The 24,917-nt window shown below is 68.3% G+C and carries 56 protein-coding genes; 2 read left to right on the top strand and 54 right to left on the bottom strand.

Annotation, left to right across the window (positions count from 1 at the left end; all coding sequences use genetic code 11):
• Window positions 1-77: 77 nt before the first annotated feature.
• Window positions 78-524 carry a hypothetical protein gene (locus ACLBYG_RS22325; protein WP_447682926.1) on the top strand — a complete coding sequence of 149 codons (447 nt, stop codon included), beginning with the start codon at window positions 78-80 and terminating at the stop codon, window positions 522-524.
• Here the strand turns inward: ACLBYG_RS22325 and ACLBYG_RS22320 are convergent.
• The 18 genes from ACLBYG_RS22320 to ACLBYG_RS22235 all read right to left on the bottom strand — a co-directional run bounded on the left by ACLBYG_RS22320 (window position 497) and on the right by ACLBYG_RS22235 (window position 6,853).
• The gene (locus ACLBYG_RS22320; RefSeq protein ID WP_447682925.1) at window positions 497-1,255 is read right to left on the bottom strand and encodes a DNA-methyltransferase; all 759 of its coding nucleotides are present in this window, start codon (window positions 1,253-1,255) and stop codon (window positions 497-499) included. The genes ACLBYG_RS22325 and ACLBYG_RS22320 overlap by 28 nt on opposite strands.
• Window positions 1,256-1,537: 282 nt before the next feature.
• Complete coding sequence (locus tag ACLBYG_RS22315) at window positions 1,538-1,831, bottom strand: hypothetical protein (RefSeq protein ID WP_447682924.1); 294 nt, start codon at window positions 1,829-1,831, stop codon at window positions 1,538-1,540.
• Between the two features lie 78 nt (window positions 1,832-1,909).
• Entirely contained in the window at window positions 1,910-2,149 is a 240-nt protein-coding gene (locus ACLBYG_RS22310) for a hypothetical protein (RefSeq protein ID WP_447682923.1), read from the bottom strand.
• A 10-nt stretch (window positions 2,150-2,159) separates the two neighbouring features.
• A complete protein-coding gene (locus ACLBYG_RS22305; protein ID WP_447682922.1) occupies window positions 2,160-2,603 on the bottom strand; it encodes a hypothetical protein in 444 nt (147 codons plus the stop codon).
• Entirely contained in the window at window positions 2,600-2,836 is a 237-nt protein-coding gene (locus tag ACLBYG_RS22300; RefSeq protein WP_447682921.1) for a hypothetical protein, read from the bottom strand. Before ACLBYG_RS22300 ends, ACLBYG_RS22305 begins: the two co-directional genes overlap by 4 nt.
• Before the next feature lie 165 nt (window positions 2,837-3,001).
• The gene (locus tag ACLBYG_RS22295) at window positions 3,002-3,340 is read right to left on the bottom strand and encodes a hypothetical protein (protein WP_447682920.1); all 339 of its coding nucleotides are present in this window, start codon (window positions 3,338-3,340) and stop codon (window positions 3,002-3,004) included.
• 51 nt (window positions 3,341-3,391) lie between these two features.
• A complete protein-coding gene (locus ACLBYG_RS22290) occupies window positions 3,392-3,640 on the bottom strand; it encodes a hypothetical protein (RefSeq protein WP_447682919.1) in 249 nt (82 codons plus the stop codon).
• A 10-nt stretch (window positions 3,641-3,650) separates the two neighbouring features.
• Window positions 3,651-3,824, bottom strand: coding sequence for a hypothetical protein (locus tag ACLBYG_RS22285; RefSeq protein WP_447682918.1), 174 nt, complete (start codon window positions 3,822-3,824; stop codon window positions 3,651-3,653).
• A complete protein-coding gene (locus ACLBYG_RS22280) occupies window positions 3,821-4,036 on the bottom strand; it encodes a hypothetical protein (RefSeq protein ID WP_447682917.1) in 216 nt (71 codons plus the stop codon). Before ACLBYG_RS22280 ends, ACLBYG_RS22285 begins: the two co-directional genes overlap by 4 nt.
• Entirely contained in the window at window positions 4,036-4,281 is a 246-nt protein-coding gene (locus tag ACLBYG_RS22275) for a hypothetical protein (protein ID WP_447682916.1), read from the bottom strand. The genes ACLBYG_RS22280 and ACLBYG_RS22275 overlap by 1 nt, the downstream gene beginning before the upstream one ends.
• Before the next feature lie 109 nt (window positions 4,282-4,390).
• Entirely contained in the window at window positions 4,391-4,576 is a 186-nt protein-coding gene (locus ACLBYG_RS22270) for a hypothetical protein (RefSeq protein WP_447682915.1), read from the bottom strand.
• Window position 4,577: 1 nt separating this feature from the next.
• On the bottom strand, window positions 4,578-4,904 hold the full coding sequence (locus tag ACLBYG_RS22265; RefSeq protein ID WP_447682914.1) for a hypothetical protein: 327 nt from the start codon (window positions 4,902-4,904) through the stop codon (window positions 4,578-4,580).
• 4 nt (window positions 4,905-4,908) lie between these two features.
• Entirely contained in the window at window positions 4,909-5,091 is a 183-nt protein-coding gene (locus ACLBYG_RS22260; RefSeq protein ID WP_447682913.1) for a hypothetical protein, read from the bottom strand.
• Window positions 5,092-5,143: 52 nt separating this feature from the next.
• Window positions 5,144-5,449, bottom strand: a complete 306-nt coding sequence (locus ACLBYG_RS22255) for a hypothetical protein (protein WP_447682912.1) — start codon at window positions 5,447-5,449, stop codon at window positions 5,144-5,146.
• Entirely contained in the window at window positions 5,449-5,640 is a 192-nt protein-coding gene (locus ACLBYG_RS22250; RefSeq protein WP_447682911.1) for a hypothetical protein, read from the bottom strand. Before ACLBYG_RS22250 ends, ACLBYG_RS22255 begins: the two co-directional genes overlap by 1 nt.
• The gene (locus ACLBYG_RS22245; RefSeq protein WP_447682910.1) at window positions 5,640-5,894 is read right to left on the bottom strand and encodes a hypothetical protein; all 255 of its coding nucleotides are present in this window, start codon (window positions 5,892-5,894) and stop codon (window positions 5,640-5,642) included. The genes ACLBYG_RS22250 and ACLBYG_RS22245 overlap by 1 nt, the downstream gene beginning before the upstream one ends.
• Window positions 5,894-6,703, bottom strand: a complete 810-nt coding sequence (locus ACLBYG_RS22240) for a hypothetical protein (RefSeq protein WP_447682909.1) — start codon at window positions 6,701-6,703, stop codon at window positions 5,894-5,896. Before ACLBYG_RS22240 ends, ACLBYG_RS22245 begins: the two co-directional genes overlap by 1 nt.
• A gap of 24 nt (window positions 6,704-6,727) precedes the next feature.
• The gene (locus tag ACLBYG_RS22235; RefSeq protein ID WP_447682908.1) at window positions 6,728-6,853 is read right to left on the bottom strand and encodes a hypothetical protein; all 126 of its coding nucleotides are present in this window, start codon (window positions 6,851-6,853) and stop codon (window positions 6,728-6,730) included.
• 382 nt (window positions 6,854-7,235) lie between these two features.
• Here ACLBYG_RS22235 and ACLBYG_RS22230 point away from each other — a divergent pair, with 382 nt between their 5' ends.
• Window positions 7,236-7,463: a hypothetical protein gene (locus ACLBYG_RS22230; RefSeq protein ID WP_447682907.1), complete on the top strand. Its 228-nt coding sequence runs from the start codon at window positions 7,236-7,238 to the stop codon at window positions 7,461-7,463.
• Window positions 7,464-7,467: 4 nt separating this feature from the next.
• On the opposite strand, the gene ACLBYG_RS22225 is transcribed toward ACLBYG_RS22230, so the two are convergent.
• The 36 genes from ACLBYG_RS22225 to ACLBYG_RS22050 form a co-directional block, all read right to left on the bottom strand.
• Complete coding sequence (locus ACLBYG_RS22225) at window positions 7,468-8,454, bottom strand: site-specific integrase (protein WP_447682906.1); 987 nt, start codon at window positions 8,452-8,454, stop codon at window positions 7,468-7,470.
• A gap of 178 nt (window positions 8,455-8,632) precedes the next feature.
• A complete protein-coding gene (locus ACLBYG_RS22220; RefSeq protein WP_447682905.1) occupies window positions 8,633-9,217 on the bottom strand; it encodes a hypothetical protein in 585 nt (194 codons plus the stop codon).
• A 1-nt stretch (window position 9,218) separates the two neighbouring features.
• Entirely contained in the window at window positions 9,219-9,404 is a 186-nt protein-coding gene (locus ACLBYG_RS22215; RefSeq protein WP_447682904.1) for a hypothetical protein, read from the bottom strand.
• Complete coding sequence (locus tag ACLBYG_RS22210; RefSeq protein ID WP_447682903.1) at window positions 9,401-9,676, bottom strand: hypothetical protein; 276 nt, start codon at window positions 9,674-9,676, stop codon at window positions 9,401-9,403. The genes ACLBYG_RS22215 and ACLBYG_RS22210 overlap by 4 nt, the downstream gene beginning before the upstream one ends.
• A gap of 715 nt (window positions 9,677-10,391) precedes the next feature.
• Window positions 10,392-10,616 carry a hypothetical protein gene (locus ACLBYG_RS22205; protein WP_447682902.1) on the bottom strand — a complete coding sequence of 75 codons (225 nt, stop codon included), beginning with the start codon at window positions 10,614-10,616 and terminating at the stop codon, window positions 10,392-10,394.
• Window positions 10,617-10,646: 30 nt separating this feature from the next.
• A complete protein-coding gene (locus ACLBYG_RS22200; RefSeq protein ID WP_447682901.1) occupies window positions 10,647-11,030 on the bottom strand; it encodes a hypothetical protein in 384 nt (127 codons plus the stop codon).
• A 25-nt stretch (window positions 11,031-11,055) separates the two neighbouring features.
• Entirely contained in the window at window positions 11,056-11,376 is a 321-nt protein-coding gene (locus ACLBYG_RS22195) for a hypothetical protein (protein WP_447682900.1), read from the bottom strand.
• Window positions 11,376-11,963 (bottom strand): hypothetical protein, encoded by a 588-nt coding sequence (locus ACLBYG_RS22190; protein WP_447682899.1) that lies wholly within the window; start codon window positions 11,961-11,963, stop codon window positions 11,376-11,378. The genes ACLBYG_RS22195 and ACLBYG_RS22190 overlap by 1 nt, the downstream gene beginning before the upstream one ends.
• A gap of 7 nt (window positions 11,964-11,970) precedes the next feature.
• Window positions 11,971-12,138: a hypothetical protein gene (locus ACLBYG_RS22185; RefSeq protein ID WP_447682898.1), complete on the bottom strand. Its 168-nt coding sequence runs from the start codon at window positions 12,136-12,138 to the stop codon at window positions 11,971-11,973.
• Between the two features lie 2 nt (window positions 12,139-12,140).
• On the bottom strand, window positions 12,141-12,290 hold the full coding sequence (locus ACLBYG_RS22180; RefSeq protein WP_447682897.1) for a hypothetical protein: 150 nt from the start codon (window positions 12,288-12,290) through the stop codon (window positions 12,141-12,143).
• Between the two features lie 16 nt (window positions 12,291-12,306).
• The gene (locus ACLBYG_RS22175; RefSeq protein WP_447682896.1) at window positions 12,307-12,543 is read right to left on the bottom strand and encodes a hypothetical protein; all 237 of its coding nucleotides are present in this window, start codon (window positions 12,541-12,543) and stop codon (window positions 12,307-12,309) included.
• Window positions 12,544-12,553: 10 nt separating this feature from the next.
• Window positions 12,554-13,003 (bottom strand): hypothetical protein, encoded by a 450-nt coding sequence (locus tag ACLBYG_RS22170; protein WP_447682895.1) that lies wholly within the window; start codon window positions 13,001-13,003, stop codon window positions 12,554-12,556.
• A 153-nt stretch (window positions 13,004-13,156) separates the two neighbouring features.
• Window positions 13,157-13,864: a DNA polymerase III subunit epsilon gene (dnaQ, locus tag ACLBYG_RS22165; protein ID WP_447682894.1), complete on the bottom strand. Its 708-nt coding sequence runs from the start codon at window positions 13,862-13,864 to the stop codon at window positions 13,157-13,159.
• Window positions 13,861-14,388 carry a metal-dependent phosphohydrolase gene (locus ACLBYG_RS22160; protein WP_447682893.1) on the bottom strand — a complete coding sequence of 176 codons (528 nt, stop codon included), beginning with the start codon at window positions 14,386-14,388 and terminating at the stop codon, window positions 13,861-13,863. The genes dnaQ and ACLBYG_RS22160 overlap by 4 nt, the downstream gene beginning before the upstream one ends.
• Window positions 14,381-14,710, bottom strand: a complete 330-nt coding sequence (locus ACLBYG_RS22155; RefSeq protein ID WP_447682892.1) for a hypothetical protein — start codon at window positions 14,708-14,710, stop codon at window positions 14,381-14,383. Before ACLBYG_RS22155 ends, ACLBYG_RS22160 begins: the two co-directional genes overlap by 8 nt.
• 25 nt (window positions 14,711-14,735) lie before the next feature.
• A complete protein-coding gene (locus ACLBYG_RS22150; protein WP_447682891.1) occupies window positions 14,736-15,026 on the bottom strand; it encodes a hypothetical protein in 291 nt (96 codons plus the stop codon).
• Window positions 15,023-15,511, bottom strand: a complete 489-nt coding sequence (locus ACLBYG_RS22145; RefSeq protein ID WP_447682890.1) for a hypothetical protein — start codon at window positions 15,509-15,511, stop codon at window positions 15,023-15,025. The genes ACLBYG_RS22150 and ACLBYG_RS22145 overlap by 4 nt, the downstream gene beginning before the upstream one ends.
• A gap of 190 nt (window positions 15,512-15,701) precedes the next feature.
• Window positions 15,702-16,442 (bottom strand): hypothetical protein, encoded by a 741-nt coding sequence (locus ACLBYG_RS22140; protein WP_447682889.1) that lies wholly within the window; start codon window positions 16,440-16,442, stop codon window positions 15,702-15,704.
• Window positions 16,439-17,059: a DUF1643 domain-containing protein gene (locus tag ACLBYG_RS22135; protein WP_447682888.1), complete on the bottom strand. Its 621-nt coding sequence runs from the start codon at window positions 17,057-17,059 to the stop codon at window positions 16,439-16,441. The genes ACLBYG_RS22140 and ACLBYG_RS22135 overlap by 4 nt, the downstream gene beginning before the upstream one ends.
• A complete protein-coding gene (locus ACLBYG_RS22130; RefSeq protein ID WP_447682887.1) occupies window positions 17,056-17,304 on the bottom strand; it encodes a hypothetical protein in 249 nt (82 codons plus the stop codon). The genes ACLBYG_RS22135 and ACLBYG_RS22130 overlap by 4 nt, the downstream gene beginning before the upstream one ends.
• Window positions 17,301-17,522 carry a hypothetical protein gene (locus tag ACLBYG_RS22125; protein ID WP_447682886.1) on the bottom strand — a complete coding sequence of 74 codons (222 nt, stop codon included), beginning with the start codon at window positions 17,520-17,522 and terminating at the stop codon, window positions 17,301-17,303. Before ACLBYG_RS22125 ends, ACLBYG_RS22130 begins: the two co-directional genes overlap by 4 nt.
• Window positions 17,519-17,908, bottom strand: a complete 390-nt coding sequence (locus ACLBYG_RS22120) for a DUF3307 domain-containing protein (RefSeq protein WP_447682885.1) — start codon at window positions 17,906-17,908, stop codon at window positions 17,519-17,521. Before ACLBYG_RS22120 ends, ACLBYG_RS22125 begins: the two co-directional genes overlap by 4 nt.
• A 67-nt stretch (window positions 17,909-17,975) precedes the next feature.
• Window positions 17,976-18,368, bottom strand: coding sequence for a hypothetical protein (locus tag ACLBYG_RS22115; protein WP_447682884.1), 393 nt, complete (start codon window positions 18,366-18,368; stop codon window positions 17,976-17,978).
• A gap of 227 nt (window positions 18,369-18,595) precedes the next feature.
• The gene (locus ACLBYG_RS22110) at window positions 18,596-19,351 is read right to left on the bottom strand and encodes a hypothetical protein (protein ID WP_447682883.1); all 756 of its coding nucleotides are present in this window, start codon (window positions 19,349-19,351) and stop codon (window positions 18,596-18,598) included.
• Complete coding sequence (locus ACLBYG_RS22105) at window positions 19,344-19,598, bottom strand: hypothetical protein (protein ID WP_447682882.1); 255 nt, start codon at window positions 19,596-19,598, stop codon at window positions 19,344-19,346. The genes ACLBYG_RS22110 and ACLBYG_RS22105 overlap by 8 nt, the downstream gene beginning before the upstream one ends.
• Window positions 19,591-20,199: a hypothetical protein gene (locus tag ACLBYG_RS22100; protein WP_447682881.1), complete on the bottom strand. Its 609-nt coding sequence runs from the start codon at window positions 20,197-20,199 to the stop codon at window positions 19,591-19,593. The genes ACLBYG_RS22105 and ACLBYG_RS22100 overlap by 8 nt, the downstream gene beginning before the upstream one ends.
• Complete coding sequence (locus tag ACLBYG_RS22095) at window positions 20,192-20,782, bottom strand: hypothetical protein (protein ID WP_447682880.1); 591 nt, start codon at window positions 20,780-20,782, stop codon at window positions 20,192-20,194. The genes ACLBYG_RS22100 and ACLBYG_RS22095 overlap by 8 nt, the downstream gene beginning before the upstream one ends.
• A gap of 5 nt (window positions 20,783-20,787) precedes the next feature.
• Window positions 20,788-21,468: an FAD-dependent thymidylate synthase gene (gene thyX, locus ACLBYG_RS22090; RefSeq protein ID WP_447682879.1), complete on the bottom strand. Its 681-nt coding sequence runs from the start codon at window positions 21,466-21,468 to the stop codon at window positions 20,788-20,790.
• On the bottom strand, window positions 21,458-21,688 hold the full coding sequence (locus ACLBYG_RS22085; protein ID WP_447682878.1) for a DUF3310 domain-containing protein: 231 nt from the start codon (window positions 21,686-21,688) through the stop codon (window positions 21,458-21,460). The genes thyX and ACLBYG_RS22085 overlap by 11 nt, the downstream gene beginning before the upstream one ends.
• Window positions 21,681-21,932 carry a hypothetical protein gene (locus tag ACLBYG_RS22080; protein ID WP_447682877.1) on the bottom strand — a complete coding sequence of 84 codons (252 nt, stop codon included), beginning with the start codon at window positions 21,930-21,932 and terminating at the stop codon, window positions 21,681-21,683. The genes ACLBYG_RS22085 and ACLBYG_RS22080 overlap by 8 nt, the downstream gene beginning before the upstream one ends.
• Window positions 21,925-22,248, bottom strand: a complete 324-nt coding sequence (locus tag ACLBYG_RS22075; RefSeq protein WP_447682876.1) for a hypothetical protein — start codon at window positions 22,246-22,248, stop codon at window positions 21,925-21,927. The genes ACLBYG_RS22080 and ACLBYG_RS22075 overlap by 8 nt, the downstream gene beginning before the upstream one ends.
• Window positions 22,248-23,291, bottom strand: coding sequence for a hypothetical protein (locus ACLBYG_RS22070; protein WP_447682875.1), 1,044 nt, complete (start codon window positions 23,289-23,291; stop codon window positions 22,248-22,250). Before ACLBYG_RS22070 ends, ACLBYG_RS22075 begins: the two co-directional genes overlap by 1 nt.
• Window positions 23,292-23,464: 173 nt before the next feature.
• Entirely contained in the window at window positions 23,465-23,869 is a 405-nt protein-coding gene (locus tag ACLBYG_RS22065; protein ID WP_447682874.1) for a hypothetical protein, read from the bottom strand.
• Window positions 23,870-23,877: 8 nt separating this feature from the next.
• Window positions 23,878-24,084 carry a hypothetical protein gene (locus ACLBYG_RS22060; protein WP_447682873.1) on the bottom strand — a complete coding sequence of 69 codons (207 nt, stop codon included), beginning with the start codon at window positions 24,082-24,084 and terminating at the stop codon, window positions 23,878-23,880.
• Window positions 24,084-24,368, bottom strand: coding sequence for a hypothetical protein (locus tag ACLBYG_RS22055; protein WP_447682872.1), 285 nt, complete (start codon window positions 24,366-24,368; stop codon window positions 24,084-24,086). The genes ACLBYG_RS22060 and ACLBYG_RS22055 overlap by 1 nt, the downstream gene beginning before the upstream one ends.
• Before the next feature lie 36 nt (window positions 24,369-24,404).
• On the bottom strand, window positions 24,405-24,872 hold the full coding sequence (locus ACLBYG_RS22050; protein ID WP_447682871.1) for a hypothetical protein: 468 nt from the start codon (window positions 24,870-24,872) through the stop codon (window positions 24,405-24,407).
• Window positions 24,873-24,917 lie beyond the last annotated feature (45 nt).

Below are 24,917 nucleotides of genomic sequence, written 5' to 3'. Positions count from 1 at the left end.
CCCTTGCCACGCTTACAGAAGTCGTGCGTTATCCCGCCACTGGGGCAAATCACACGCTCGACTTCTGAGGTTCGGTCATGGATGCGACGGCTCGCGCCGGAGACTTCTGTTCGGGGGACGATGCTTGCGGCGATCAAGGCGAGCCAAGCTCGACGTGGTCACTAGAGCCGGAGGCTGTGACGCAAGCGGTACGTGGGCTGGCCGGCTCCGATCCGGCGGCGATCAAGCTCGCCGTCCAGATCTACACCCTTGGCTTCAGGGACGGGCAGTCACAGCCCAGCGCTCCGTCGGTGCCGTCACGTCCGCCCCGCGTGAAGAAGCAGGACATCGTCGCCGATCTGCTCCGCCGCCCTCAGGGGTGCATGACCTGGGAGATCCTGGAGGCGACCGGCTGGCCGACCGTGAACATCAAGCGGTTCGCGAGAGCGGCGGGCCTGGATGTCCGCAAGGAACGGGTGGCGGGCAACTGCTACCGGTTCTTCGGCATCCCGGCCGATCAGGCTGCGAGAGCGAGCGCGGCCTGAGCCGGCTGCGCCGGAAGGATGCGAGCTCGCGCCGTGCCGAAATGCTTTGCGTCCCGCTCGATACCGATGAAGCGTCGTCCGAGCCGCACGCACGAGACGCCCGCAGTACCTGACCCCATGGTCGGGTCCAAGATCAGGGCGCCGGGGTCCGTGTACGTGCGGAGCAGGTAATCCGTGAGGGCGGTCGGCTTTTGACTTGGGTGGACGCGCCCCTCCGTTCCGCGGCAGTCCGCCTTGATGGCGATCAGATCCTGCGGGTAGCGGAGGCCGTCGGAGCAGTCGGTCTCGATGGGTCGCGAGAGCTTGTAGACGTTGCCGCTACCGCCATGGCTGGAACGGTAGGGCTCGCCCTGGACCATCTGCGGGCGGTAGCGATGCGGGCCCGGCGAGAACACGAGGATGTCCTCGGTCACTCGCAGCGGCTGCCGCTTCGCGTTGAAGTGACCCGACATGCGGTTCACCTTGTTCCAGACCCAACGGTAGCGATACCAGTCGAGCTTGGAGACGGTAAGCAGCGCCGAGAACGCCCCCGAGGCTGTGAGCACCACGACGCCGTCGGGCTTCAGCACATGTTCGATGGCGGCCCAGAGCGGGTCGAACGGGATGATCACGTCCCAGGGGCACCGCGTGGACCCATAGGGCAGGTCCGCGATGACCGCGTCGACCGAGCTTGGCTCAAGCGTCGGCATCACCGCGAGGCAATCGCCGTGGATGAGGGTGGTGTCCTGCATCCAGGCCAATTAGGCTCGCGAGGAAAGGAATGCTGGCGCCCCCGCCCGTACATCTCGGGCCGATCGGCCCGGCGCGCATGACGGGAGCGCCCAAGGCCAGACACGAAAAAACCCCGGACGGAAACCGCCGGGGTCAAAACGCATCTGCGCACTTGGTCGTATACGTCAACCGATAGCCGGAAGCTAGAGGGCTGACCGTCGCGGCTCAGGATTTTTGGGCCGCTGGCTTGCCCGTCTCGGGGTCGATCTCGACCATCTGGCCGGTCCGAGGGTTCAGGATCTTCATGCGCGGTTCTCCGCAGATGCGTCGGCCGGGATGTGGCGCGTGACGGCGGAGCCGACCTTGCGTCCGTCGAGCAGGACGTTCGTGCGGACGACGCTGCCACCCGCAGGCTCCGAGATGAACAACGCGCCCGCGCCGTAGGAGAGCACGGCGACGATCACGGGGGCGAGGAAGTAGGCGAGCATCGCGCCGTCGGGCGTCTCGTGACGGAGGTATGCCTCGAGCGGGGCTGCGAGGAGCGGAGAGGCGAGACCGCCCGCGACCAGCGCGAGCAGGATGCGGACGTGGACCATGACGGGTTCCGGGTCAGGAGAGGCGGGGTGCGCGCGCCAGAAGTGCGCGGGCGACGCGGTAAAGCCAGGGCCGGAGCATCAGGCCACCGAGACCGAGACGATCGGCCAGGGGATCTGGTGGACCATCCGAGGCAGCGGGCTCTTGGGCGGCTCGGGTGTTTCCTCGACAACGAGATCCCAGCCGAGCGCCGTGACGAGCTCGACGTAGCGCGACACCGGCAGGTAGCCGGCCTCGCACAGCGCCTTGATCTGCGGGCGATCCACGGGGTCGAGACCGACCTCGGCTGGACGAAGATCGGAGAACTGGGCGGCGGTCATCGCGCCGCTCTCAGTGTCGCGGCGCGTGCGCGGTCAGCGCGGGGTAGAACTCCCCGCACCACTCACGGCCGGCGGTGATCGGCCAGAACGCCACGTCGCTGTCCTCGGCGATGCCGGGGGCGAAGCGTCGGCACGTGCCGGCCTGCGCGTTCTCCGCGCGATAGAACCGGCAGTCGGCGCAGGTCTCGGTGCAGCCGTCGGCGGCGACCAGGTCCTCCGGGCGGATCGGTGACACGGTGGACGGGCCGGACGGCATACCCATGCCGGCGGGGATCTCACCTTCGGCGTAGACGGCCCGCGGCTCGGGGGCGTCGTGCTCGGGCCAAGATTGGCGGACGGGCGCGAACGACGCCGTCGCCAGATGCGCCATCGTGACGGCGCCCTGGAGCCAGAGACCGACGAGGCTGTCGATGAAGTCGGGGCGCGGCGCGGGAGTGAAAGGCGGCTTGATCACGGGCGAGCGTCTCCCTCGGCGCTCACCACATGGCGGCGCGTGCAGATGGTCTTCCGGTAGGTGCCGGGCTGGATCGGGCCGAAGGCTTGAACGGCCATCAGCTCGGCGAAGTGGTTGCATTCGGTGCCGGCAGGGACGGCTTGCACCGCCACGTCGAGCGCATTCTCGCGTGTGCAGTCCGGGCCGGCGATGGATAGCGCGCAGACGAGCGCGACGGCGAGGAACTGGGTCATCGGCGTGGCCCCTGTTCGCCATGCACGGCATGACAGGCGAGAAAGACGAGGATCACGAGCGCGGCGAAGAGGAGCTTCGCTGTCGTGGGTGAGGCGCAGACGATCTCGACAGCCTGCGCCGATGCGCTTGGCTCAGCGATGAGCGCCGCGCCGGGGAGCTCAAACTCAGGCACTGGGCAGACCCTCGACGGGGCGACACCGCACCGAGACCGAGAACCGGCCCTTGGGCAGGCCGAGCGCGTCCGGCGGCATGTCGGCGGCACCGCGCTCCAGGTTCTCCGCCCGGACTTGGCAGGCGTAGCGGTTCCGCCAGAGCGCGGGCGATGGCGGGAACGCGGCGCATCGGGCGGGGCCTTGGCAGGCGCGAGCTTCGATCTGCCAGCCGATGATGTCCGCGCGCGCCGAGCGCATTGAGGCGTCGATCACCAGCGACAGCAGCGCCATGGCGAAGCCGAGCGGGAGCAGCCCGCGCAGCCAACGCGAGGCGAGGAGCGTCCGGAGCATGGGGGATCTCGTGAGAGGGAGGTGCGCCCGATGCCCCGGCGCGGGGGTGGTTCAGGCGGCGCGGCGTCCGCGGCCCGGCGTCCAGTGCTGACGGCGATCCGGACGGCGCTGGTCGGGCTGGCGCGCGTCGGTGCGTGGCGCGGTCTCTCGGTCGGCGGCGCGCGCAGCGGCGCGGTCCCGGCCGTAGTCGTAGCCGGCGAGGTAGGTGGTCCGGTCAATCTCCGGCGCGAGCGGCACGACGCGCGCGCGCTTGCGCTCCCCGCGCCAGAGGCCGAGGTTCCAGGCGTTCTCGATGTCCATGCGGGGACCTTCAGTGCAGAGGGCGGTAGGCGGGTCGCTTGCGGGGCTCGGGCTCAGGCGGGAGCACGAGGATCGCGGGCAGCGGCGGCTTGGGCGGGGAGCCGGAGGGCGGAGCGGCCGGCGCCGCGAGGACGACGGCGCCGACCAGCGCCATCGCGGCGTGCGGGATCTCGGCGAGCCTCATCGGTACGCGTATCCGATGATCGGACGATCCGCATCACCGACCCGCGCTGCGGCGTAGACGGAGAGCGGCTCATGGCCGGTCAGCGCGGTGCCCGGCTCGAACAGGTAGATCCCCGGCGGGATGCCGGCATCCGCGTCGGTCTGAGGATCGGGCTCGGAGGTAGCGCTCGGCACGGCGAGCCAGCCGAACCAGCGCTTGAGGAAGGCGAGCATCAGCGGCGTGTCCCGGAAGCTGCGAGAGGACGGGTCGGATCCGGCGCGGCCGGGCGGTTGCAGATGTTTCCAGCCGCGGTCGAGAGCTCAGCCCGTCGGGCGCGACGGTGGCGCAGGTACGCGCCCCATCCGATGTCGATGACCGTCTGGCCGGCGATCTCGTCGGCCTCTGCCGCGGTCTGCCGGTCGTGGTCGATGATCGCGCGGGCGAGAGCACCCTGCGTCGCGTACTGTGCCGGGGTCATCAGTGGAGGCTTCGCGTCACGAGGGCGATGAAGTCGATCAGGGCCAGACCGAGGAGGATGCCGAGCCCCATTCCCGCGCTGATCATCAGCGCGCGGTCCTTCGGGTGGCTCACAGGGCCGAGACCTGCAGGTCGATCAGACCGAGCATCCACGCGGACCAGAACGCCACGGCGAGCGCGGCGAGGTACGCGCTGACGCAGGGAAGCGCCGGGCCGTCCTTCGCGACGGCGACGAGGATCGCGCCGAGGGCGACCACGCCCGACAGGAGCAGGAGCGGGTAGAGGGCGAGATGCATCTCAGAGCCTCCATGCGCCACCGAGCGCGCGCAGGTACGTGCGCTGCGCGAGCGTGAAGGGGTCCCGGTAGACGGGCAGCGAGAGGCCGGTCAGGAACGGGGCCTCGTCGTGCTCGGCTGGGGCGACGATGAAGCGGGTCGCGTTGTGAACGCCGAGACCGCGCTTGCGCAGGACGAGATCCCGCAGGGGCGCGAGCACGGTTCGCGAGTGCACGAAGATGACGGCGCCGTCCTCGGGCAGTCCGAGCACCAGGGCGAGCGTGCGCTCGGCCAGCACCCTCTCCTCATCCGAGAGAGGGGCGGCTTCGATCCGGTCGATGTCCTGCATGGCGTCAGACCTTGATGCCAGCATCGCGCAGGGCATCGCGCAGGATGTCGAAGTGCTCGTCAGTGCCACCCATCACTCGGGCGCGCAGGCTGCCGACGCGGAGGATGAGGTCGGGAGTGAGGCTGGCCGTGCACGCTTCGACAGCGCGCAGCATGTCGAGCAGCGCGGCGCGCTGGGACTGGGTCATCGCGGTTCTCAGGAGGGAGGAAGCCGACGCGCGCCGTCGGTGGGCGGCCTGATCAGGCGGCGCGGAGGTCCGCAGCGAGTGCGCGGCGGCGCGCCCGGGAGAAGCCGTGCCCCGGCGCGCGCAGCACCGGCAGCTTGTTCGTGAGACGCGCGTGCGTCTCCAACTCCAGCGCTTTCGGCGCCGAGGCGACGATGAACCAGAAGCGGTCGGCTTCGGTCGGCCGAGCGGCCACGATCATGCCAGACAGGATCAGCCGCAGCGGATCGTCGGCGACGACGATGACGGCGCCGTTCCGCGGCAGGGAAGCGACGAAGACCGAGGCGGCCTGCTGATAGACGGATGGGGCGGATCCGGACATCAGGCGGCCTGGATCTCGACGCGCTGGCCGGGCATCGCCCGACGCTGCGTCCGCGCGACGCTTGGCAGGGCCGCTTCTGCGGCTACGCGGCTGACGTGCCGCTCCTGCCGGATCTCAGAGCTTCCGGTGTGGAGGACGATGCACCAGGGCTCCTGACCGGGTGCGGGGAGGTGTTCGATGGCGAGGCGCATCAGGGCAGATCCCCCGGGACGCCTTCGCTCGCCACTAGATCGGCCAGCTTGGTCGCAACGCGCCTCATGTCCGGCAGCGCCGCGCGCGCATCATCCAGGGACAGGAACTCGTTGCGGACCAGGGCTCCAGCGAGCGAGACCTTGACGACGATGGTTGTGCCGTCGTGGGTGATGGTGATTGCCGGACGAGGCTGTGTCGCCGCTGGAGCCGCGAGCGGATGGCGCTTGGCAGTCGAGGCTGGATGGATGAACATCACGCAGCTTCCTTCTCGGCAGAGCGCAATAGGATCGCCCGCACCTCGCGGACGAAGGCAGCGAGACCCGCGTCGGCGGCGTCCTGCGAGGGGAAGACCCGGTTCAGGCCGCCGCCGCAGTTGAGCGGCAGGGGCGCGTAGAGCCGGCATGGCCAGTGACGGTTCCACGGCTCGTAGAGGCTGTGGACCACGATTGTCAGGCCATCGCGCTGCTCAACCTCCGGCCGATGCCACGGTCCGCGGTCGTTCGCCGGAGCATCCGCCAGCGGCGCGAGCGTCACGGTGGCGAAGAGCGGAACGGCGGGGTCGGCAATCGGCGCCGTCTCCTCCCAGCACGGGTTCCTCGGAACCGAGCGGAGGACAGGCCTGGGCTCGGGTTCGGGCCGCGGCGCTGGCGGAGCGTCGGGGGTCGAAGCCGCTGGCCGCGTGCGCTTGCGCCACCCTTCTGCCGCTTGCGGGTTCCACCAGCCCCCTTGCGCGTTGAGCTCAAGCGCTCCCTGCCAGAAGCCGGGGCTGGACTTCGGCTCGTAGCCAGGCGTGAGGAACACGCGGCTGTGCAGGCGGCCGCCGGCGGCCACGAACTCGGACATCGTGTCCGTGCCGATCGACACCTTGGTCGCGTCCAGCACGGCCGTTCCGCGATGCTGGAGGATCAGGTCGCTGATCTCCGCACGCTCACGGGGCGAGCTCACGAGAACGACAGCTCCGCTCGGCGGCAGCGCCGCGACCAGCTTGATCAGGTCGGCGAGGCGGTTCAGATCGGGCTGCTCCGTCTCTCGCAGGAGGCCGAGATAGATGGTGCCGTGCATGGTGGATGGCTCGCTCGGGATCGGTCAGGCGAAGTGGGTGGGAAGCGCCTCGTGGTAGGCGACCGACACGAAGCCGAGCGCGAACGCGATCACGAGAAGGCTGAGGAGGAAGCGGGTGCAGGTCTGCGCCTGCGGGGTCTGGCACGGCATCGGGCAAGCCTCATCGGCCGCACGCGAGAGTTGCGCGCGGGGTAGCGCCGAGCGCCTCGGGCGAGACGCGCTGATCGTGGAAGGGTGGATCCAGCCGGGGCGCCCACGCCCGGATCTCTTCGCGCCGGGATTGCCGGGTCGCTACTCTCCCGCGCGCCCTGTGCCTCGCGGCTCGGCGTTCACGGGGTGACGGGAGGCCGTTCCGTCCTCTGGATCCAGGATCGTCGCCTGCCCCGCGCTCCGGATGAGTATGCCGCACGCGTGGCGGCCGAGACCGGGCATCTGTTCGGGGCTGGAGGAGACGATCCGTCTTATGCGGCTCAAGAGCGAGCCGAACTCAAAGCTGCTATGCTGATCCATCACTGATGGACGAGGGTTTTCGATGGACGACATCAAGGATTTGCTGGAGGCGTCGCGCGCGCTCTCAGAGACATTCCGAGCCCGTGGGCTCTCAGCACCGACGGTTCACATGTCCCAGGCAGAGTTCGGGATGCTCGCCCGTGCTGCCGAGCGACACATGACCCAGCACGCGACCAAACTGGACGGCATCGGCCCGCATCGAATGATGATCCACGGGGTGACGTACCGGTTCGATCCATCCGAGGGCTAGGACGCTACAGGAAGAGCTTCCCGACGGACGTGTTCAGGAGATCGCCCTCCTCCATGTAGCCCATCGTGGTCTCGAGCTTGGAGTGCCTCATCGCCTCCGCGGTCTTGCGCAGGTCGGCGCCCTCGTCGCCCGCCGTCGTCGCGAACCCGCGTCGCGGCGAGTGACCCGAGAACTCGGTCGGGTCGAGACCGGCGGCGGCGCACCGCGCCTTGAACATGCGCACGAAGCTCTCGGTGTCGATGCGCCGCTCGGTGACCCGATCGCCCTTGAGGATGGCTCGGAACAGGGGCCCCTCCCCGGTGATCCGATCCCCATCCATCAAGCCCGCGGCCTTCAGATAGGCGCGGACCGCCTCCGGGATCTTGAGCTTGCCGTCCGGGATGGCGAGCTTGGCGCCCTTCCCGGCCTGGTCGGTCTTGCTCTTGGCGAGGCTGATCATCAGCCCGCGCCGCTTGAACTCGATGTCGGCCAGATCCAGCGCCACGAGCTCCGACCGCCGCAGCGCCGCGCCGAAGCACACGAGGATCATCGCGCGATCGCGCGCCGACTTCACGTCGTCGCCGCGGATTTTCCGGACCACCTTGGCGGTCAGGTCGACGGTCAGCGCCTTCTTCTTCGCGGGCTTGGTGCCGAGCGTGTTGCGCACGCCGGCGAGCGTCGCCCGGACGATCTCACGGGAGCAGGGGTTGTCCTGTCCCGCCGCGCGGTAGTGGAACGCGATCGCCGCACACCGCCGCTCGATCGTCGAAGCCTTCAGCTTCGCCTGGACCAGCGCCGCGAGGTAGCGGGCGACGTGCCGTGGCTCGACCGGGTGGGCGAGGCCCTGTTCCGCGACCCAGGCCGTGAAGTGCGCGAAGTCGAACCGGTAGGCGCGGAGCGTGGCGGGTGATTTTGAGGCGCGCGCGAGTTCGAGCGCGGCCCGATCCAGCTCGTCATTTTGGCAGTGAACCGGGACCCCGTTTTGTACAGGGATAAGTGCGGTTTCGGGCATGCCCCGAAAATCCCCCGTTTGGGTGCGGGTAAGGGAAATTATCCGACCCTATCGTAGAGCGTGGCCGAGAGGCCGTCTGGCGGTTTTCGGAGAAGACCGAACGGCCCCCTCCCCCGCTGTGCGGGGCATGCGGACGGATCGGGGCGGTTCAGGCCGCCGGATAAGTGCCGAAACCGGGCTACGCAGCGACGCCGCGCGGGGCCTCAAAGCGCCCGCGCCCGTACCACCATTCGTGGAGAATGAGCCGCTGATCCGGCGTCACAGCCTGGAGCAGCCGGGCGATGTTCGCGCCGGCGTGATCACCGCGCTCCTTCGCCCATCCCAAGCAGAGGTCGACATCGGCGTCGTCCACGTTGCCATCGTCCAACACGATGTGCAGCGCGCCCCACGTGACATTGTCCACGTAATACGCGTGCAGTTCGGGCATCGCCGCGACGAGCCGAGGATCCATGTCGGCGGGGGTCGCCTCGGGCACCGAGAAGGGCAGCGCGGCTCGGCCGCGGCGGCTGGCAGCTTCCCGCAGGATGGCGTTCCCCGCAGGCGTGAGGCCGGTCAGCGTGACCGACATCGAACAGGGTGTGTCCCCAGGGCCGACGCTGACGCCGATGTCGCTCAGCGGCAGATGGCCCACGTCCTTCAGCCCTGAGAGGAAGCGATCGCAGGTGGCGCGGATCGAGATGTCCCCGACGGGCGCAAGGACGATGGGGTCGCCCTGGTCGTTGGGCCGGTCGAGCACGACCTGAAAATCCGCGATCCCGACCATTCTAGTCCTCCAAGTCGCGCAGCGCGTCGCCTAGCGCACCGATCAAAGCACGCACCCGCCCGGCCGTCATCTCGACACAGGTCTCGGCCGCACCGTCATCCGCCATGATCAGGACAGATCGAGCACTCGGGTCGCTCGCGACGCGGATCTCCGCGTCACCATGAGCGATGACGGCCTCGGCGCTCATGCCGCGGCCTTGAGCCCGAGCTTGCCGGCGATGCGGCGCGTCGGGTTCCTGATCTCGACGCGACCGATCGCGTGCTCGCCGCCAGCCTTGAAGATGCTGGCCGGATCGATGCGGCCGCGATCCATCGGATCGGGGCGCTTCATCACGTCGGCGCAGCGGCGGTTCATGCGTGCGGCGAGAGCCGACGCGTCGTTCCCCTGGAGGGTCGATACCTCAGCCGCGAACGCGCGCAGTTCGGCGACGAAGTCGAAGCGCTGCTTAAGGGCGCACATGGGCTAGGCTTCCGGGTTGCCGCATAGGTCAGGGTTCCACGTGTTCAGGTATGGCGCGAGCCGGACCCAAGGTCGGCCAGGGACAGGACGGCGGGAGGCGATGCACCGTCCGTGATCCGTCGTCGGCGCAGCCGGCGGCTCGCCCCGGGCCTGGAGGCTCGGCGGGGGTACGGCGCACGGGGCATTCCGATGAGTGCTCGAGGGTTTTACGAGCGTCCGCGCCAGCTCGGTTGCCCGTTCGGGCGAAGCTGGGTGAGGTCAGATTGTCGAGGGGGGAGAAACGACAACGGCCCCACGCCGGAAGCGCCGAGGCCGTGTTTCAATTCCGCAAGAGAGAAGATGGCACAAGCGATAACCGGAAGGAAGTGGGTCGGCGAAGAAATCTTCGCTCGCCGTCCGATGCCCGCTCTCAACCCTCAAGGGCGTCCATCAGGATCAGAAACAGCGTAGGCCAGAGAGACATCCACGGATCCACCGCGACCATGACGGTGAGGATCGCGTAGCAGGCGCAACGGGTCTGCCGGCCGCTCATCCCGAACATGGGTCCTGCCCCTCTGCCTGTTAGGCCGCGTCCCAGACCCACCACCGGGCGCGCTCACGCCCTCGAACGTCAGTCTGGTAGGCAAAGCGTCCCCACTCGAAACGCCAGTGCCGCCAACGCCATCGCCGCTCCGGGCGGCCTTTCCAATCAGCGTCCATCTGCTGCCTCTCTGCCCTATTCGCTCGCCCCTGTTCGCGCCGTGGCTGCGGCGGCGAGCGCGGCCTTGGCGTCCAAGATGTAGTCGTCGCGGTAGGACGGCGGCATCGCGGAAACACGCGTGCCTTCAGGGTGATGAGGCTCGGCGTAGCGTGGTTTGAGCCGGGCGACGTAGCGGTCGAAAAGGGCCTGCGCGGCGGCCTCAACCTCCGGCGTCTCGGGCTCGTGCATGGTCGTTCGCATCGGGTTCGGCTCCTTTCCCCTCTGCGCTGTTCAGCGCACGATGGCGACCATGCCGAACCCGCCGACGCCCTTGCAGGCCGGGCAGTCCGGCGGCACCGTGGGCTGATCGCAACAGCAGGCGCAGTCGCGGATCTGCACCGTCCTCGTGGTCAGGGACACGACTGCGGGTGCCGCAGCGTGCGGGGCCGGATTGACCCAAGACAGCCCTGGAACGCCCTGCGGCAGCATCCCTCTCAGGCGCGCATTCTCCTCGGCCAGCTTGTTCGCCCGGTCCCATTCGTATTCCGCAATCGCCTTGCCGTTGTCGTCGCTTTCTACGATCTGCCGCAGTCGATCGTTCTCGGCCTCAAGCTCTGCAATGCGTGTCTGCGCAGGCATGAGGGTCATGCGTGCGGCCAATCCTTGATTGCTCATCGATCGACATCCCTAATTCGACGCCTTACTGGACTGGACGGCCCAAGAGGGTATCCACAGCCTGCGCCTCCCGGCGGCGATCCATACCGACGGCGATGCGTGCGTACAGTTTGTCGATCGTCGCCGGATGAGCGACCATCACGCCCTCGGCAGGCAAATGGATGATGTCGGCCTTCGGGACCTCCAGGTAGCGGATGCGCTGCCGATGGCCCTGACGCCGGCGCCGAGCCGCCCGGGAAGGCGAGCGCACTCTCGACCAATCCTCGACGACGTCGACCATGTGAGGGTCAGCGACGAGGCGGATGCCGGCATAGGTTCCGATGCGCCCGAGCGAGAGCCCGACCATCACGCGGCCTCGCTGGGTGTAAGCTGCGACAGGGGAACGGTCGGCTCGTCCGGCATCTCGATAACGCAGTGCGCGGACCGAATGTCGTGCAAGCCCTTCTTCACCCAGACACCGCGGATCATCGCAACGCTCTCGCCGCGCTCTGTCGAGTAGGCGGGGCTGAAGCCGCCCGTCGCCCAGCCGCCGTTGACGGCGAAGTGATCGTAGACGAGGCCATCGGCGCCGAAGGTCGACCGGACGAGTTCCACGTTCGGGCCACACCAAGGCTCATCGTCGAGTTGCTCAGATCTGCGCGGGCCCTCATGTCGCCACGCGAGTTGCAGGACCTTGAGCCGTTCGCGCTCGTCAGATGTGGGCGGACGCGGCGGATGCTTCACCCTCCACTGCGCCTCGCGCGATGCGCGGCGCTTCTGGTCCCGATCGATGCACAGCGTTCGGTAAGCCGTGTCCGCCGCCTCATTCTCGGCGAGCGTCATGCCGGTGAGCGCGATAGATCGCGCCTCCTGGCACATGCGCAGGCTCTCGAACCCGCGGGCGTGATGGACTGCGCCACCATAGGTCACGGTGATCAGAGTGTACGTCGGCATCGTCGCCTCAAGCGAAGCACATGTTGAGCGAGGCGAGAGCGTCCTCGACGCCCTCTAGCTCGAGCTCGATCTCCTCCCGCTCTTCAGGATCCCCGCAGGTGATCCAGTCGGAGACGAGACGGGCGATCTCGCGGGAGAGGTGGCCGCGGAGACGGGCGACGGGGTCAGGTCGCATGGTCAACGGCTCGCGCGGTAGGCGGCGATGTGCTCGGCGACATGGCCGGGCACGAACGGTCCGAAGCCGACGGCTAGGATGCCGAGGCCGACGTAGGTGAGCACCTCGCCGAGCGGCGCGGTGGCGAGATAGAGGTCGATAGCCTCGCGCATCGGTACGGCTCCGAGATCAGAGGTTGGGGAAGCGGCGACGCAGGACGCGGCAGTGGTTCAGCGCCCAGTCGTGCTGGGAGCGGAGGCCGCGCTCTCCGCGGGACATGCGGTGCCGGTGGTAGGCGGCGATCCGCATGCACTTGGCGTGATCCTCTCGGGCGTGGCGCAAGCGCACGGCTTCCGAGCGGATGAGTGCGGGTTCGATGGCGCGGAAGCCCGAATGCGGGACGGCGTCGAGGAGCGAGCGGTACATCCCGGCCTCCTCAGTTCGCGGCCAGGAGATCGCGGACGATGGCATCGCGCCCGCGGCACTCGGCCGGATCCATCGACAGGATGTGAAGCTCGGTCGCACCCTTGCCGCGGGTGTAGGAGCGGAAGGACGCGAAGGTGGTCGAGGTGGAGATGAAGGGCTCGACCGCGACCAACTTGAGCGCGCCCTCCTCCCGGCGAACCGCCAGGGCGACACCGCAGGTCGGAACCTCGGCGTCGAGGCCGTGGACGGTGACGACGTAGCGACGATCCGAGCGGCCGTGCCAGCAGGCGCGCTTCACCTTGGCGGCTGCCTCGGTCTGGCCCGGAGCATCGGACCGGGCCTGGACGCGGCCGGCGTTCAGGCGGGCGTACTGCGAGGACTGTGAGCCCTGCCCGGCCGGCCGAGCGGCGCGGCGGTCAGCGAGGGCGGCACCTCGGAAAATCTGGCGATGGTTGGACATCGGTGACCCTCCCGACGGTGACGCGCTCTCGCGTCCGCCGATGACCACCAACGTACAGATTTATTGGACAATGTCCAGCGAAGAAGACGGGCGCGTCTCATTTTTCGTCGCACCGAGTGTCCGGATCTCCGAACCTTCGGCGCCTCGACGCCGCTATGCCTCGTCCTCCGTCAGGTAGTCCCGCCACACCGCCTTCTCGCCGAGCGATGCCACGAAGGCGGCGTGACGCGCGATCTCGGCCTCGGTTATGCGGGAGCGCATCGTGCGCTGGACCGTCGGCGCTGCGTCTTCGACCGCCGCGGCCGGCTCAGCGACGATGCCCAGGTCGAGGCCCGATTGCTTCCCGCCGAGAAGCTCGAGGTAGACCTCGGCGAGCAACTGCGCGTCGAGGAGCGCTCCGTGCTTCGTCCGCTTGCCGCGGTCGATCCGGTAGCGGTCGCAGAGTGCGTCCAGGGTGTTGCTGGCACCGACGTGCTTGCGCCGGGCGATCTGGAGCGTGTCGATCACGTCCGCTTCGGTGAGCAGCTTCGGACTCGGCTCGGCCAAGCGCCGGAACTCCATGTTGAGGAAGCCGGCGTCGAAGGACGCGTTGTGGATGACCAGCGGCGCGCCGTCGATGAAAGCGAGGAGATCGCCGACGATCTCGGCGAACAGAGGCTTGTCCGCCAGGAACCCCGTGTTCAGGCCGTGGACCGCCGCAGCTTCGGCTGGCACCTCCCGCTCGGGGTTCACGTAGCGGTGGAAGGTGCGGCCGGTCTGGACATGGTTCAGCAGTTCGACACAAGCGACCTCGACGATGCGGTCGCCGGACTTGTGATCCACGCCGGTTGTCTCGGTGTCGAGGCAGATCTCCCGGCTCATCCTTGCCAGCCCTTCGCCCTCGCCGCGTTGCGCAGCAGATCCGCGATCCCGGCGTACTTCCGCTCTAGGCGCTCGCGGGTCACGGCCGGAAGCACCGCCAGCCTCTCCGGGTCCGAGTTGTCCTCGACATCGGCGAGCTTCACGAGGATCTCGATTAGCGGTGAGGTGGCCGCCAGTCCCTCGACCCACTCCGCATAGCCGAGGGGGCGCTGCGGCTTCGACAGGGCGAATACGCCAGCGATCACGGGGGATCCGAAACCCTCCGCGCGCAGCCCCTCAAGCGAGGCTTTTCCGTCCTCGACCACGTCGCGCAGCCACGCGATCTGGACAGCGTCGTCGCGTTCATCGTCGGACCAGAACGGGCAGTGCTGGGCGAGGTAGCAGACGCGCTTAGCCACGCGAGCAAGGTGCTCGACATAGGGCTTGCCGGCCTTATCGAACTGCCCCTCGTGGACGATGCCAGCGAACGTGGCTGCGTCGAAAGCGCTGCGACGAAGCGGGGGTAGGACCAAGCGGTCAGGCATCGGCGCTCTCCGTGGCCGGGTGAATGTCCAGGGCCGGCCCGAGGTAGACCGGTGGCAGGGGCGTAGCCCTCGCCTCATTGAACTGATCTGCCGTCGGGTCCAGAACGCGGCCGTCCGCTAGTCGCAGCCACACATGGTTGATCTCGCCGAGATCGCCTTCGACCAATTCAGCGTCCACGCCGTAGATTGCACGCAGCATCCCGCCGAGCGGGGCGCAGATCATGAAGCACCAGAGGGTAGACGGATTGTCGCCGAGCATACCCTTCCGAAACTCGGAGGCGATGCGGACGAGTTGCTTGTCGGTGATCTTGCGTCGGGACATGATCCGCATCTCCAACGTAGTTGGCCTATTGCGCCGACGCTTTTGATGCGCACGCAAGGACGAAGGGCCGCAGATCCTTCGACCAGTTGACCGGCATGTCAGCCGCGTCCTCAAGGCATTTCGTCAGCATGGACAACCGCAGCGTCGGGTACTTCGTGCTCAGCGCCTCAGCCATACCAATGAGGATGTCCCGCTTCTTGGTTGGGTTGTCGACCATGATGGATCCAAGCGTTCTCGGCTTCTCGGCCGTTTGGGCGCCGGCGGGCGCCACAGCCAGCGTCAACAACGCACCCGCTATTGTCGCGACACGCATCATGCAGCCTTCCTTCTCGGATCGGCTTCCTGCGCCTTCCATGCCATGCGCAGCCGATCATCAATGTTCTTGAGCATCTGCTCATGGTCGTGAGCAGCGATCTCACCGCGGTAGATGCGCTCCAGCTTCTGGACCTGCTCTTTCGTGAGAAACTTGCCGCCGTAGCGCTTCGGGATAGTTTCGTGCCGCTCAAGGATCTCCCCGACGACTTGGTTCCAAGGACGGAAGACCCCGTCCTCGTCGTTCAGTCCCTTGCTGGCAGGCTTCGGTTTCGGCGGCCGCCAAGCGAACCCGAACGGCGGCCCGTCGAACATCGGAGCATGGTCATACGAGGGTTTGGTCAGCTCCGCGGCGAGATCGTGGAAGTCGAGGCCTGCTGCGTTGAGGACCCGCTGAATGGCATGGACCGTGGCGACCTTCTCACCATCCTGATCCGTTGCCAGTCGCGGGATCAGTTTCGATAACTTTTCGGCTAGATCAGCTTTCATGGGCAATCTCCCGTCGCTGATATTCTACCGAATTTGGAGCGATAGGTTGCTAATTTCCTGAGAGATATCCACTGGGCAAACCAATCCGCGCGCGAAAACTCACCCCAGCGCTGAAAGAACAAGGAACAGCACGCCCCACACCGGGTAGCCGATGACGAAGAAGATGCCGGCGGCGAGGAGGCAGCGCATGTCAGAACGGGTCCGAACTCTCGCGACACCCGTCCTCCGCCAGGGGGGTGTGCCGCGCTAGAGCCACGCGTCCTGTCCGCCGCGCCTCCGCCTCATCCGCCATCCGCGGATCGTAGAACTCCAATCCGCTGTCTGGCGTGATGCCGAGAGGTCGGCGGGTCGCATCGTGGAAGGCGATGAGCAGGCGGGCGAAGCGGGCCTCCACCTCAAGCTCGCCGCCGACGTGCGGGCAAAGCATCGCGTCGTCGCCGCGGGCGCAACCAGGGAAGCCGCTCGCACAGCGCGACCACTCCTCCTTCGGCAGATTGCAGTAGGGACAAGGGCCGTCGCTGTTCGCGAGGCTGGCGCGAAGGTGATCGTTCTCCTTTCGAAGCCGCTCCATCTCCACCGCGTCGGCCGTGCGCGCGTCCATGGCGCCAGCGTATTCGCTGCCCAAGCGGTCGGACTCGGCCGCGGAGGCGATGAGGTTCGCCAGCGGCCCGGCGATCAGCTCGTCGGCGATCTCGCGGGGCTCGGCCACGATCCACCAGTGGTCTCCCGACAGCCCCCGCTGCACAGCCTCGGTCAGGGCCTCGCGCACATCGTCCGGGGCTACGACCTGCCCGCGGCTCTTGGCCTCAACGTGCGCCCAGATTGCCCGCACCTCCGGCGTCAGGCTGTCCCACGGCTCCACGTCGCGCGGGCGGGCGTGGGCGAAGCGGGCCTCGTAGGCGGCCCGGCCGGGGTCGACGGCGGCCATCATGCGGCACCTCCAAGCGTACCGGCCTTCCAGAGCACCGGCTGAGCTTGATCAGGGATGCGCGAGCGGCCCCGCGCCATCGGATGGATCGGCGAGCCGTCGGCGGTCAGGCCGAAGCAGTGGACGTCGGGCCACGGCTCCTCGCCGGTGGTGACCTCCTCGAGCACGTGGTCGACGAACTCGGGATCCCACGCGCTGGCGCCCCAGCAGGCGACGACGAGGGCGGCCGCCTTCGCCTCGCGCACGAGGACCGGCAGGTTGTCGAAGTGGATGCGATCCCGCGCGTGCCAGTCCGGGCCGTTGTCCATGAACCGGGCCCAGGCACGGCACTCGGCCGGCAACGAGGTGCGCAGCGGGTAGAGGTTGACCGCGGTGAACCCGCCGTAGCCCCAGGACCGGGCGAAGTGGATCCAGCGGCGCACGGTCGGATCGTCCTGTCGGTGGTCGGCCGTGCTCGGGTTGAGCCCGATGAAGCAGACGTGTCCGCCCTCGCTCGACCAAGTGCGGGTCAGCGTGAAGCGGTAGGCGCCGCAGCGGGACAGGTTGGCCGAACGGGTGATCGTGTCGGCGAACGGCACGCCGAACAGGTCGGCGGAGGCGAGGGCGAGGCTGGTGCTCATGCCGCACCTGCCTGAGCAGCCGACGCCACCTTCACGCTCGTGATGTAGTCCCAGTTCTCGGAGATGATCTCTTTGAGGTCGGCCGGCAGCGAGTCGACGAAGGTGTCTGCTGCCGGCCGATCATCCGAGGCGAACGCGATGGCGCTGGCCAGGGCGTCGCACATGGCGCCGATCACGTCCTCGACCGGATGGCCGGCGGCGACCATCATCAGGTCCTGCATCAGCTTGGTGCGTCCGGTGCTCATCGTGCGCTCCATTGCCAGGTGAAGACGGTGGCGCCCTCGGGGATCTCGCTCGGCGAGGTGCGCCGGCAGCGCAGGCGGCCTACGGCCTTCGAGCCCGGCCGGCAGGGGCGGAACTCGACGACCTCGTAGGCGGTGCGGCCGCGCTCGGTGCGCAGCCACGTGCCGGGCGTCGGGAGCGGCCCGGACCAGCTGTTCGCGGTGAGGGTGACGAGGCTCATCGGACGCCCCACAGCACCACGCCGTTGATCAGGATGTGCAGGACGTTGTCGGCAATGATGAGCAGCCAGACGGCCAGCCACGCGGGCACGTCGTCCGGGTAGCCGGTGGCCGTCACCGGTCCGCGCGCGCCGTTCTTCGCCCAGACGACGAAGCGGGCGAGGCGCCAGCGGTCGATCAGGAAGTGCGTCCCGCCGATGAGGGCGAGCGCGAGCACGCCCGGCCAGCCGCCCGGGATGAGCAACAGGAACGGCAGGCTGTAGGCCATGGCGTGCGCGAACGCCGCGAGGCTGTCCTGACCCTTGCGGGTCGCCATCCAGTGCGACTGCAGGAGGTAATCGCCGACGAGGTGCGCGACGATCTGGTCGGCCGTGAAGATCGCGCTCATGCCGCCACCTCGGCGATCGGCGCGAGCTGGTCGATGTTGCGCGCGTGGACGGAGAAGGTGACGGCGTTCATCGGGCACCTCCGCGCGACATGACCGGCGTCGAGAGCGCCCGCTCGATCGGCCAGCCGTACCGGCGGACGCGGTTCTTCACGATGTCTGCGGGGAGGCCGCGCTCGGCCGCCAGGTCACCGATCAAGACGTAGCGGCCCGCGTACTGGATCGGCCGGTTCCGGCTGTAGTTCCGGTTCTGCTCGCGGTAGGTCGCCCAACGGCAATTCCCGGGCTCGTAATGTCCGTCGTTGTTCTCGCGGTCGATGGTGAGGTGCGGCTCGTAGCCGTTCGCGAGAGCCCAGTCCCGGAAAGCCTCGAAGCTGTCCGACCACGCCTTGCAGACACGGATGCCACGACCGCCGTAGCGCTTGAACGCGGGCTCGCGCGCGTTGCAGCAACGCGCCTTCATCCCGCACCAGATGTTGTAGAGACGCGAACGCCTCTGACCGTGCGTGCGACGGTTGGCTCGGCTCGGGGCGCATGTGTTGCACCCCGAGCTGATGCCTCGCCGCAGGCTGCCGCCGTCGACCGCTTTTTCGGTGCCGCAATCGCATCGGCAGTTCCAGCGCTTCCCGCCGGCATGGCTGCCCACCATCCAGCGCCCGAACCGCCGACCGGACAATTCGATCCGCGCAGTCATGCCGCCTTCTCCATGGTGTCGATGTTCTGCTGGATGCAGCGGAAGCTCACCGCGCAAATCCACGGGTTGGCCGCCCAGGCTTCGGGGCCGTTGATGCTGTTCCAGAGGTGCCGGAAGCGCTGGCTCGGCGCCTGGCCGAGTGGCGGCTGGCCCCGCTCGGTCGGCGCGCCGTGCGTCGGCAGGTCGAACGTCAGCGCGCCCTCGTCGATCGCGTCCGCCTCGCTGATGTCCTGCAACCGCTCGACCCGGACGTCCGTCACCAGGAGCGTGAGGCGCGAGGCCCAGCGCGGCATGTGGATCGACGGGCGCCAGCGGGGCTTCGATCGATCCCAGCCCGCGGCGTAGATGGCGGCCAAGTCGCGATCATTCGGGTTGATGGTCTGCTGGACGCCCTCGCTCATCCGGTACGCGGACGACGGGACCAGGGCGTGGTTCTCGCGGACGTAGAGGCGATCACCGGCCTGGATGATCGGGTCGACGCGATACCGGGCCTCGCCACCTCTGCCTGCGGCCGCATCTTCGGGATGCTGCCACGGCACGTCGAGGTGCGGCCGCAGCGTCCCGAGCGGACCGACCTTGCGGGCGACGGCCTCGTCCAGGCGCAGCCCGGTCCACGCCGGGCTCTTCGCCGTGACGCGCGAGCCGAGGACCTCGCATGTCCCTGGTGTCACCAAGCGCCGGGTCTGCGTCTTCCTACCACCCAGCAGGGCGCGGACCATTGGAGCCGAGAAGATTATGGGACGGTCAGCCATGGGCGGCCTCCGTGGTGCTGGGCTTCCAGCCCATGAAGCGCTGGAGAGCAGCGCTGATCGCGCCAGCCGCTCGGCAATGGGCCTTGGTGACCCCGTAGGTGGTCAGGTGCTCGCCGCAGGGCTCAGGGTCTTCACCCACCCTTCGGGCGTAGATCACGACCTGATCGTAGCCGTACTCCTCAGCGATCCGGCGGGCGGCTGCGATCGGGATGGGGCGGACAGCGCGGGCCACGATCGTCTCAACCATTGGACCGACCCTCCGCGAGAGCGATGGCGAAAGCCTCGCCCGCCTCGGCGGTGCAGGCGCGGATCGCCACAGCGAGTTCGCGCACCTTCGGATCCGAGCTCGCATCGTAGAGGCCGAGCAGGTGACTGCAGATCGTCGATAGGTGTTTGCTCACCGCGAACGGTAGGCTCGCCTCCAGCGCAGCGATGCGTGCCTCGGCATCCCCGTTGATGGCGATCCGGGTCTCGTCGTCCCACGCGCATCCAGAGGCCCGCGCTTCCGCAGCGAGGGCGGCGGCACGCTTTTCCGCATGCGCCCGTCGCTCGGCCAGTTCGATAGAGAGCAGACTGGCGTGCTGTTGCCGCGACCACATCCACGGTCGGACAGTCGCCTGCATCAGCGGGTAGTTGTCGTCGGCGGCCCAATTCTCTTTCAGGGCACGGGCAGCGACAACCGCGTTGAGCTCGGCGCACCAAGCGAGCGCCGTCCAGTAGTCGGGCGCGGCATGGAGATCATCCGGCCCCGAGATGTGCATGCACCATAGTTGGGTCAGCGCGCCTTGGTCCGATGAAGCTGGTGACGCCGAGGCGTTTGGCTCGCGCGCGATGGTAGACTCAGACATCGGCCCCTCCCGTCGCGAGATCCGCGAGTATGGCCAAGACCACGGGCCGTACCTCGTCCCGATGGCAGTTCGTGATGTTGGCGGCGGCGATGGCTCGCGAGCACACGATGTCGAGGCGGCCGAGATCGGCCGGCGACGGTGAGATGGCCGCCTTCATCGCGTCGACAGCCATCTCAAGCAGCGCGCGACCGAATGGGATCTGCCCTGTGTCGCTCGCCGGCAGGCTCTCGGGCATCCATCGCCCGATGAAGCGGACGGCATCCACCATGCTGGAGGCTCCGCGTTCCTCCTCGGGGATCTCGGCCCGGGACTGCGCGGCGATGGCGCTATAGATCCGCTCGCCTTCCGGGTTGGCGACCGGTCCGCCCGGCGGGGTCGGGTGCGGCATGACGCTGGCCGCCATGAACCCGCGCTCGAAGGCCGCCCAGAGCGAGCCCTCGGCGTGCGGCCCGACGCACCAGCCCTTCGTGTTCTCGTAGTCCCCCGTGGCGGTGTACGCCTTCCACGCGATCATCAGCGGGTGATCGTCGGGGACCTTCGTCATCAGCGCGCCCTCGCGCGTGATGGTGCTGGACTCGGCCATAGGGATCAGGCCTCCCATGCCGACATCGCGACCGGGACGACGCTGCAGGCGAGATCTCGCATGGCGTCGGCGTAGACGCGGATCTCGTGCTGAGCGTGAGAGTGGCAGCGGAGGTCGAGGAACCGGAGTAGGTTCAGCAGGTCGACCTTCGCGAACATGTGGCTGTAGGTGCTGACCGGCAGGACCGAGCGGGCCAGCTCGCGGGGCCAGCCGGCAGCGAGCAGCTTCCGATAGTCGACGAACGCCGCCTCGCACGAAGCTCTGAAGTCGACGACCTCTGCCTGGCGCTGCTCGATGAGCCCGGCGTCACCGGCCTGCCGGCCCTGCTTGTTGCTCGTCGACTGCTCGCCGATGACGGCCGGGTCCGGCACATAGAAGACCTCGGGCAGCTCGCGGTAGCGGCCGGACAGCTCGTTGAAGCTCCAGGTACGGTGCCGGTGCCACTGCCGGAACACGAAGATCGGCGCGTAGACCTCGAACTGAAACTCCACAGCCTCGAACGGCGTCGTGTGCCGGTTCTTCCAGAGGTAGTTGATCAGCCGGTTGTCCGAGCCGGTGTCCTCGCCGGCCCGCCAAGCGGCGTCGTAGGAGACGCGGGCCGCTCGGACGATGGACAGGTCCGATCCCATGCTCTCAACCAACCGGACATAGCCGTGGTCGAGGACATCGATGCGATCACCGGCCATTGGTCTCTCCCTTGGTGAGGCGGCCGATCTCGCGGTCGAGATACCAGCGGGCCTTCTGTAGATCTTCGACAGGGCTTTCGGTCTTCAAGCCGGCGCGCCAGATGTATTTCGTGGCGTTGCCGAGATTGAAGTTCATGTGCTCCGCGACGTCGACGCACTGAACACCGGACGGATGACTGGTGTAGTGCTTCGGGTTGTTAACGGCATCGTGCTCAGCCATTGGGTTGCTCTCCTGTTTTCGGGCAAAGGGGCGGACGGGCCTCGCCTGAGAGTGCGAGGAAGGCGCGATGTCGCTCGACGGCTTCAGCCACCGGCACGCGCTCCACGCGATGGCCGCGCACACGGATGCGGGCGATGAACTTCACGCTGGTGCGCGGGTCTTCCGGCAGGTCCTCACACAGCGCGTAGACGCCGTGCGGGCCGATCGCGATGAAGTCGAAGCGGGCGGCGACGGCATCAGCCACGGGGGCGCTCCAGCCAAGCCGCTGTGCGGACCAGGTCGGCGGCGACCTCACGAGCATCCGACGGCGAGAGCGAGGCCCAGGCGTCAGCGGAAATGCCGCCGACGTTCCGCATCGTGCCGAGCTCAAGGAGCACCTCGCCTGAGGAGGCACGGATGCTGATGGCAGAGCCCTTTTCGGGATCGATCTCGGTGCGATCGGACGCGGCGCGCGCAGCGTCCTCGGCCTTGAGGGCGCGGTGCGAGGACGCGAGCGCCCAGGCGGCCCCGGCCAGGGCGAGACCCACGGCCAGACCGATGAAGAAGCTCGGCCAGCACATTAGGCGGCCCTCGCCATGGAGAGCTCGCCGGCTTTCAGGTGCCGGCCGTCCGGTAGGACCAGGCGCAGTTCGTGCGGAACGCGCTTGACTTCGGCCGCGGCCTCGTCCCAGGTGTACCGGCCCGCAGAGATCCGGTCCGTGGTGTAGCCGGCATAGTCCGAGCGGTAGAACGCTTCCTTGTCGACCGCCCAGATGCCGTAGGTCAGCTCGGCACCGAACAGGATCTTGCGCAGGGTCTCAGCGCGCAGGAAATCCATGCGCGTGATCGCCTTGGCCAACTCGCCCTCGAGGCGCTTGCGGCGCTCACGCTCGTTACGCTTCCGCCGGAGGTCGGGAGGGCAGCGCGTGTAGATCTCAAAGCTACTGGCCCACGTGATGCTGTAGGGGCCGGTCACGATCATCCATCGGCTGCCGCCGTCGGAGTGCGCGATGCCGGCGCCGATCCGGCCCTTGCGGTCGCGGAACCAGACGCGGGCGCCGTGTTCCACGAGGCTGCCGTCACCGTCGCCCGACTTGCGGTCGTAGTCCTGGGACCTGGGGCGGCCGATCTCCTTGTCGGTGTGCCAATCGGTAGCGTAGCGCGCCTGGATGTACTCGGCTGCCGGCAGTTCGCCACGGCCACGACCACAGCGGAAATCCTGCCGGTGCGGTGCTCGCATCGCGACGTCGGCCCGCTCAGCCAGCCACTTCAAGAGGTGGCGCAGTTCCAGCTCGAACCGGAGACCATCAAGATAGGGCATACGCTCGCGGCGGCGGTAGTCGTACTTGCGACCGTTCTTGTTGTCCTCGGGCGCGGCCTCGGACCACCAGTCGAGCTGCACGCAACAGCCGCTGACGTGGATCTCGGCGCGCAGGTCGCCCCGGGCCGCGAGCCGGTAGAGCGGGCTGATGCAGCGGTGGTGCTTCGCCACCCGTGGAACCGCGGTGATCTTGAACCCGCGGCGCTTCAGATGACCCAGCAAGCCCTCGTAGATCTCGGTTCGGAGCGTCGGGTCGTTCGGGTCCTTCTGCCAGAGGCCCAGATGGGCGTCGTGCAGGTTCACCTCCAGTCTACGCCGGTCCACGGGTCGCCTCCCGATCTGCTGGAACTATTCTCCCGAAAGGGGCCGGAGCCACGCGGGCCCCGGCCAAGTCAGTCTCACGGGAGTGCACCCCATCGGGTGCCTGGGTACGGCCAGCGCGATCCGCGCGAGCCGAATGGGTGATGGCGCAGCGCTCAGGCGCTCGCCGGGCTCGCGGTCTTCGGCAGGAGCGCGCTCGGCCGCACCACGTGCGCCTCGATCGCCGCGACGCTCAGGTTGTTGCCGAGCCGGGCTGCCATGGAAGTCTCTGCGGAGGCCGGACAGGCGAGGATCCGCTCGACGGTCTCGCCACCGACCAAGGCGCTGTGCGCGAAGTCCAGATTGCGCCGCGCGACCTCGACCTCGCGCCGGACGGCGCCGATGTCCGCCAGCAGATCGGTGCGCATGCCGGGGCGGTGGGTCTCGCCATCGCGGAGCAGGATGCTGAGGCGCATCCGGGTGCGCTCGGCCCTCAGCAGGTCGCCCAGCGCCTTCTCGACGGCCGCCTCCGCGGCGCTGCCTTCGTCATCCGGCATGTCGTCGTTCGGAGAGTACGGCATGGCCATGATCACAAAACCCCGCAGGTATGGAGGGCGAGCCAGATCAGGCCGTGCATCGCCAGGGACAGGGGAAGGCCGACGAGGATGCCGAGCGGGACGCCGAGACCCCAGGCGGCCGCGTGGCTGCCACAGGCCGGTTCCGGCGTCGGCGAATGCTCCTCCCGGGGCGCAGGCGCGATCTCGGTGCTCGACACGAGGCGCAGGGCGGGGGCCATCACGCGGCCTCCCTGACGCGGGCGTCGAGCACGTCGCGCACGCTCAGCGCGCGGAACTCGGCGACGGTGAGCGCCTCGGTCGCCTCGTAAGAGCCGAGAGTGTCGGTCTCGGCGAACGCCGCGAAGGTCGGTTGCCACGCCCGGCCGGTGATGCGGCAGGTGCGGTGGCTCTCCGGCTCGCCGACGAGGAAGCCGAAGCTCGTCTGACAAGCCGGCGGCACGATGTTGAGCATCTCCCACGTGCGCTGGGCGCTCGCGGGCTTCCACGTGGTCAGGCTGGGCACGACACACCTCCTCTGGCTGGACTGAAGGGAGCGGGATCAGGCGGCGTCGGACGGCTCTGCGTCGTCATCCGCGCCATCCTGGGGGTCGCACCCGATCAGATCGTCGAGGATCGCGGCGCGCTCGGCGGCATTCTCGGCGAGACGGTGCACGTGCAGTTCGGTCGCGCCGCTCGACACGACGGCCTCGACCCAGGAGCGGACGGATCCGGGCACCGCGTCGCGCGCGTCGATGATCAGCGCCTCACCGACCTCGGGTCGGCGGACCGCCAGGATGACGACGCTGTTCGGCTCGTCCTGCAGGAGGGCCTTGGTCACATGTGCATCGTGGACGCCAACGACGTAGCGACGCTTGGACCGACCGCGCCACGCCGAGAGCGGCTTCGCGGAACCGCCGGAAACCAAGCTCACGGTCTTCAGACGCTCTTCCCGAACCGGGTTACGCGCCGGGCGCGGCGTCTTCAGTCGAGCGAGGGCCGCAGTCCAGTTCTGGTTGTCCTTGCGCATGATCGGAACCGCCTCGCCTGTGGCGTCATCTGATTTGCGCTACTG

This window comes from Methylobacterium sp. D53M (genome assembly GCF_053345625.1).
Note: the sequence above shows the minus strand (reverse complement) of the source record. Positions and strands in the feature narration are given on the sequence as shown.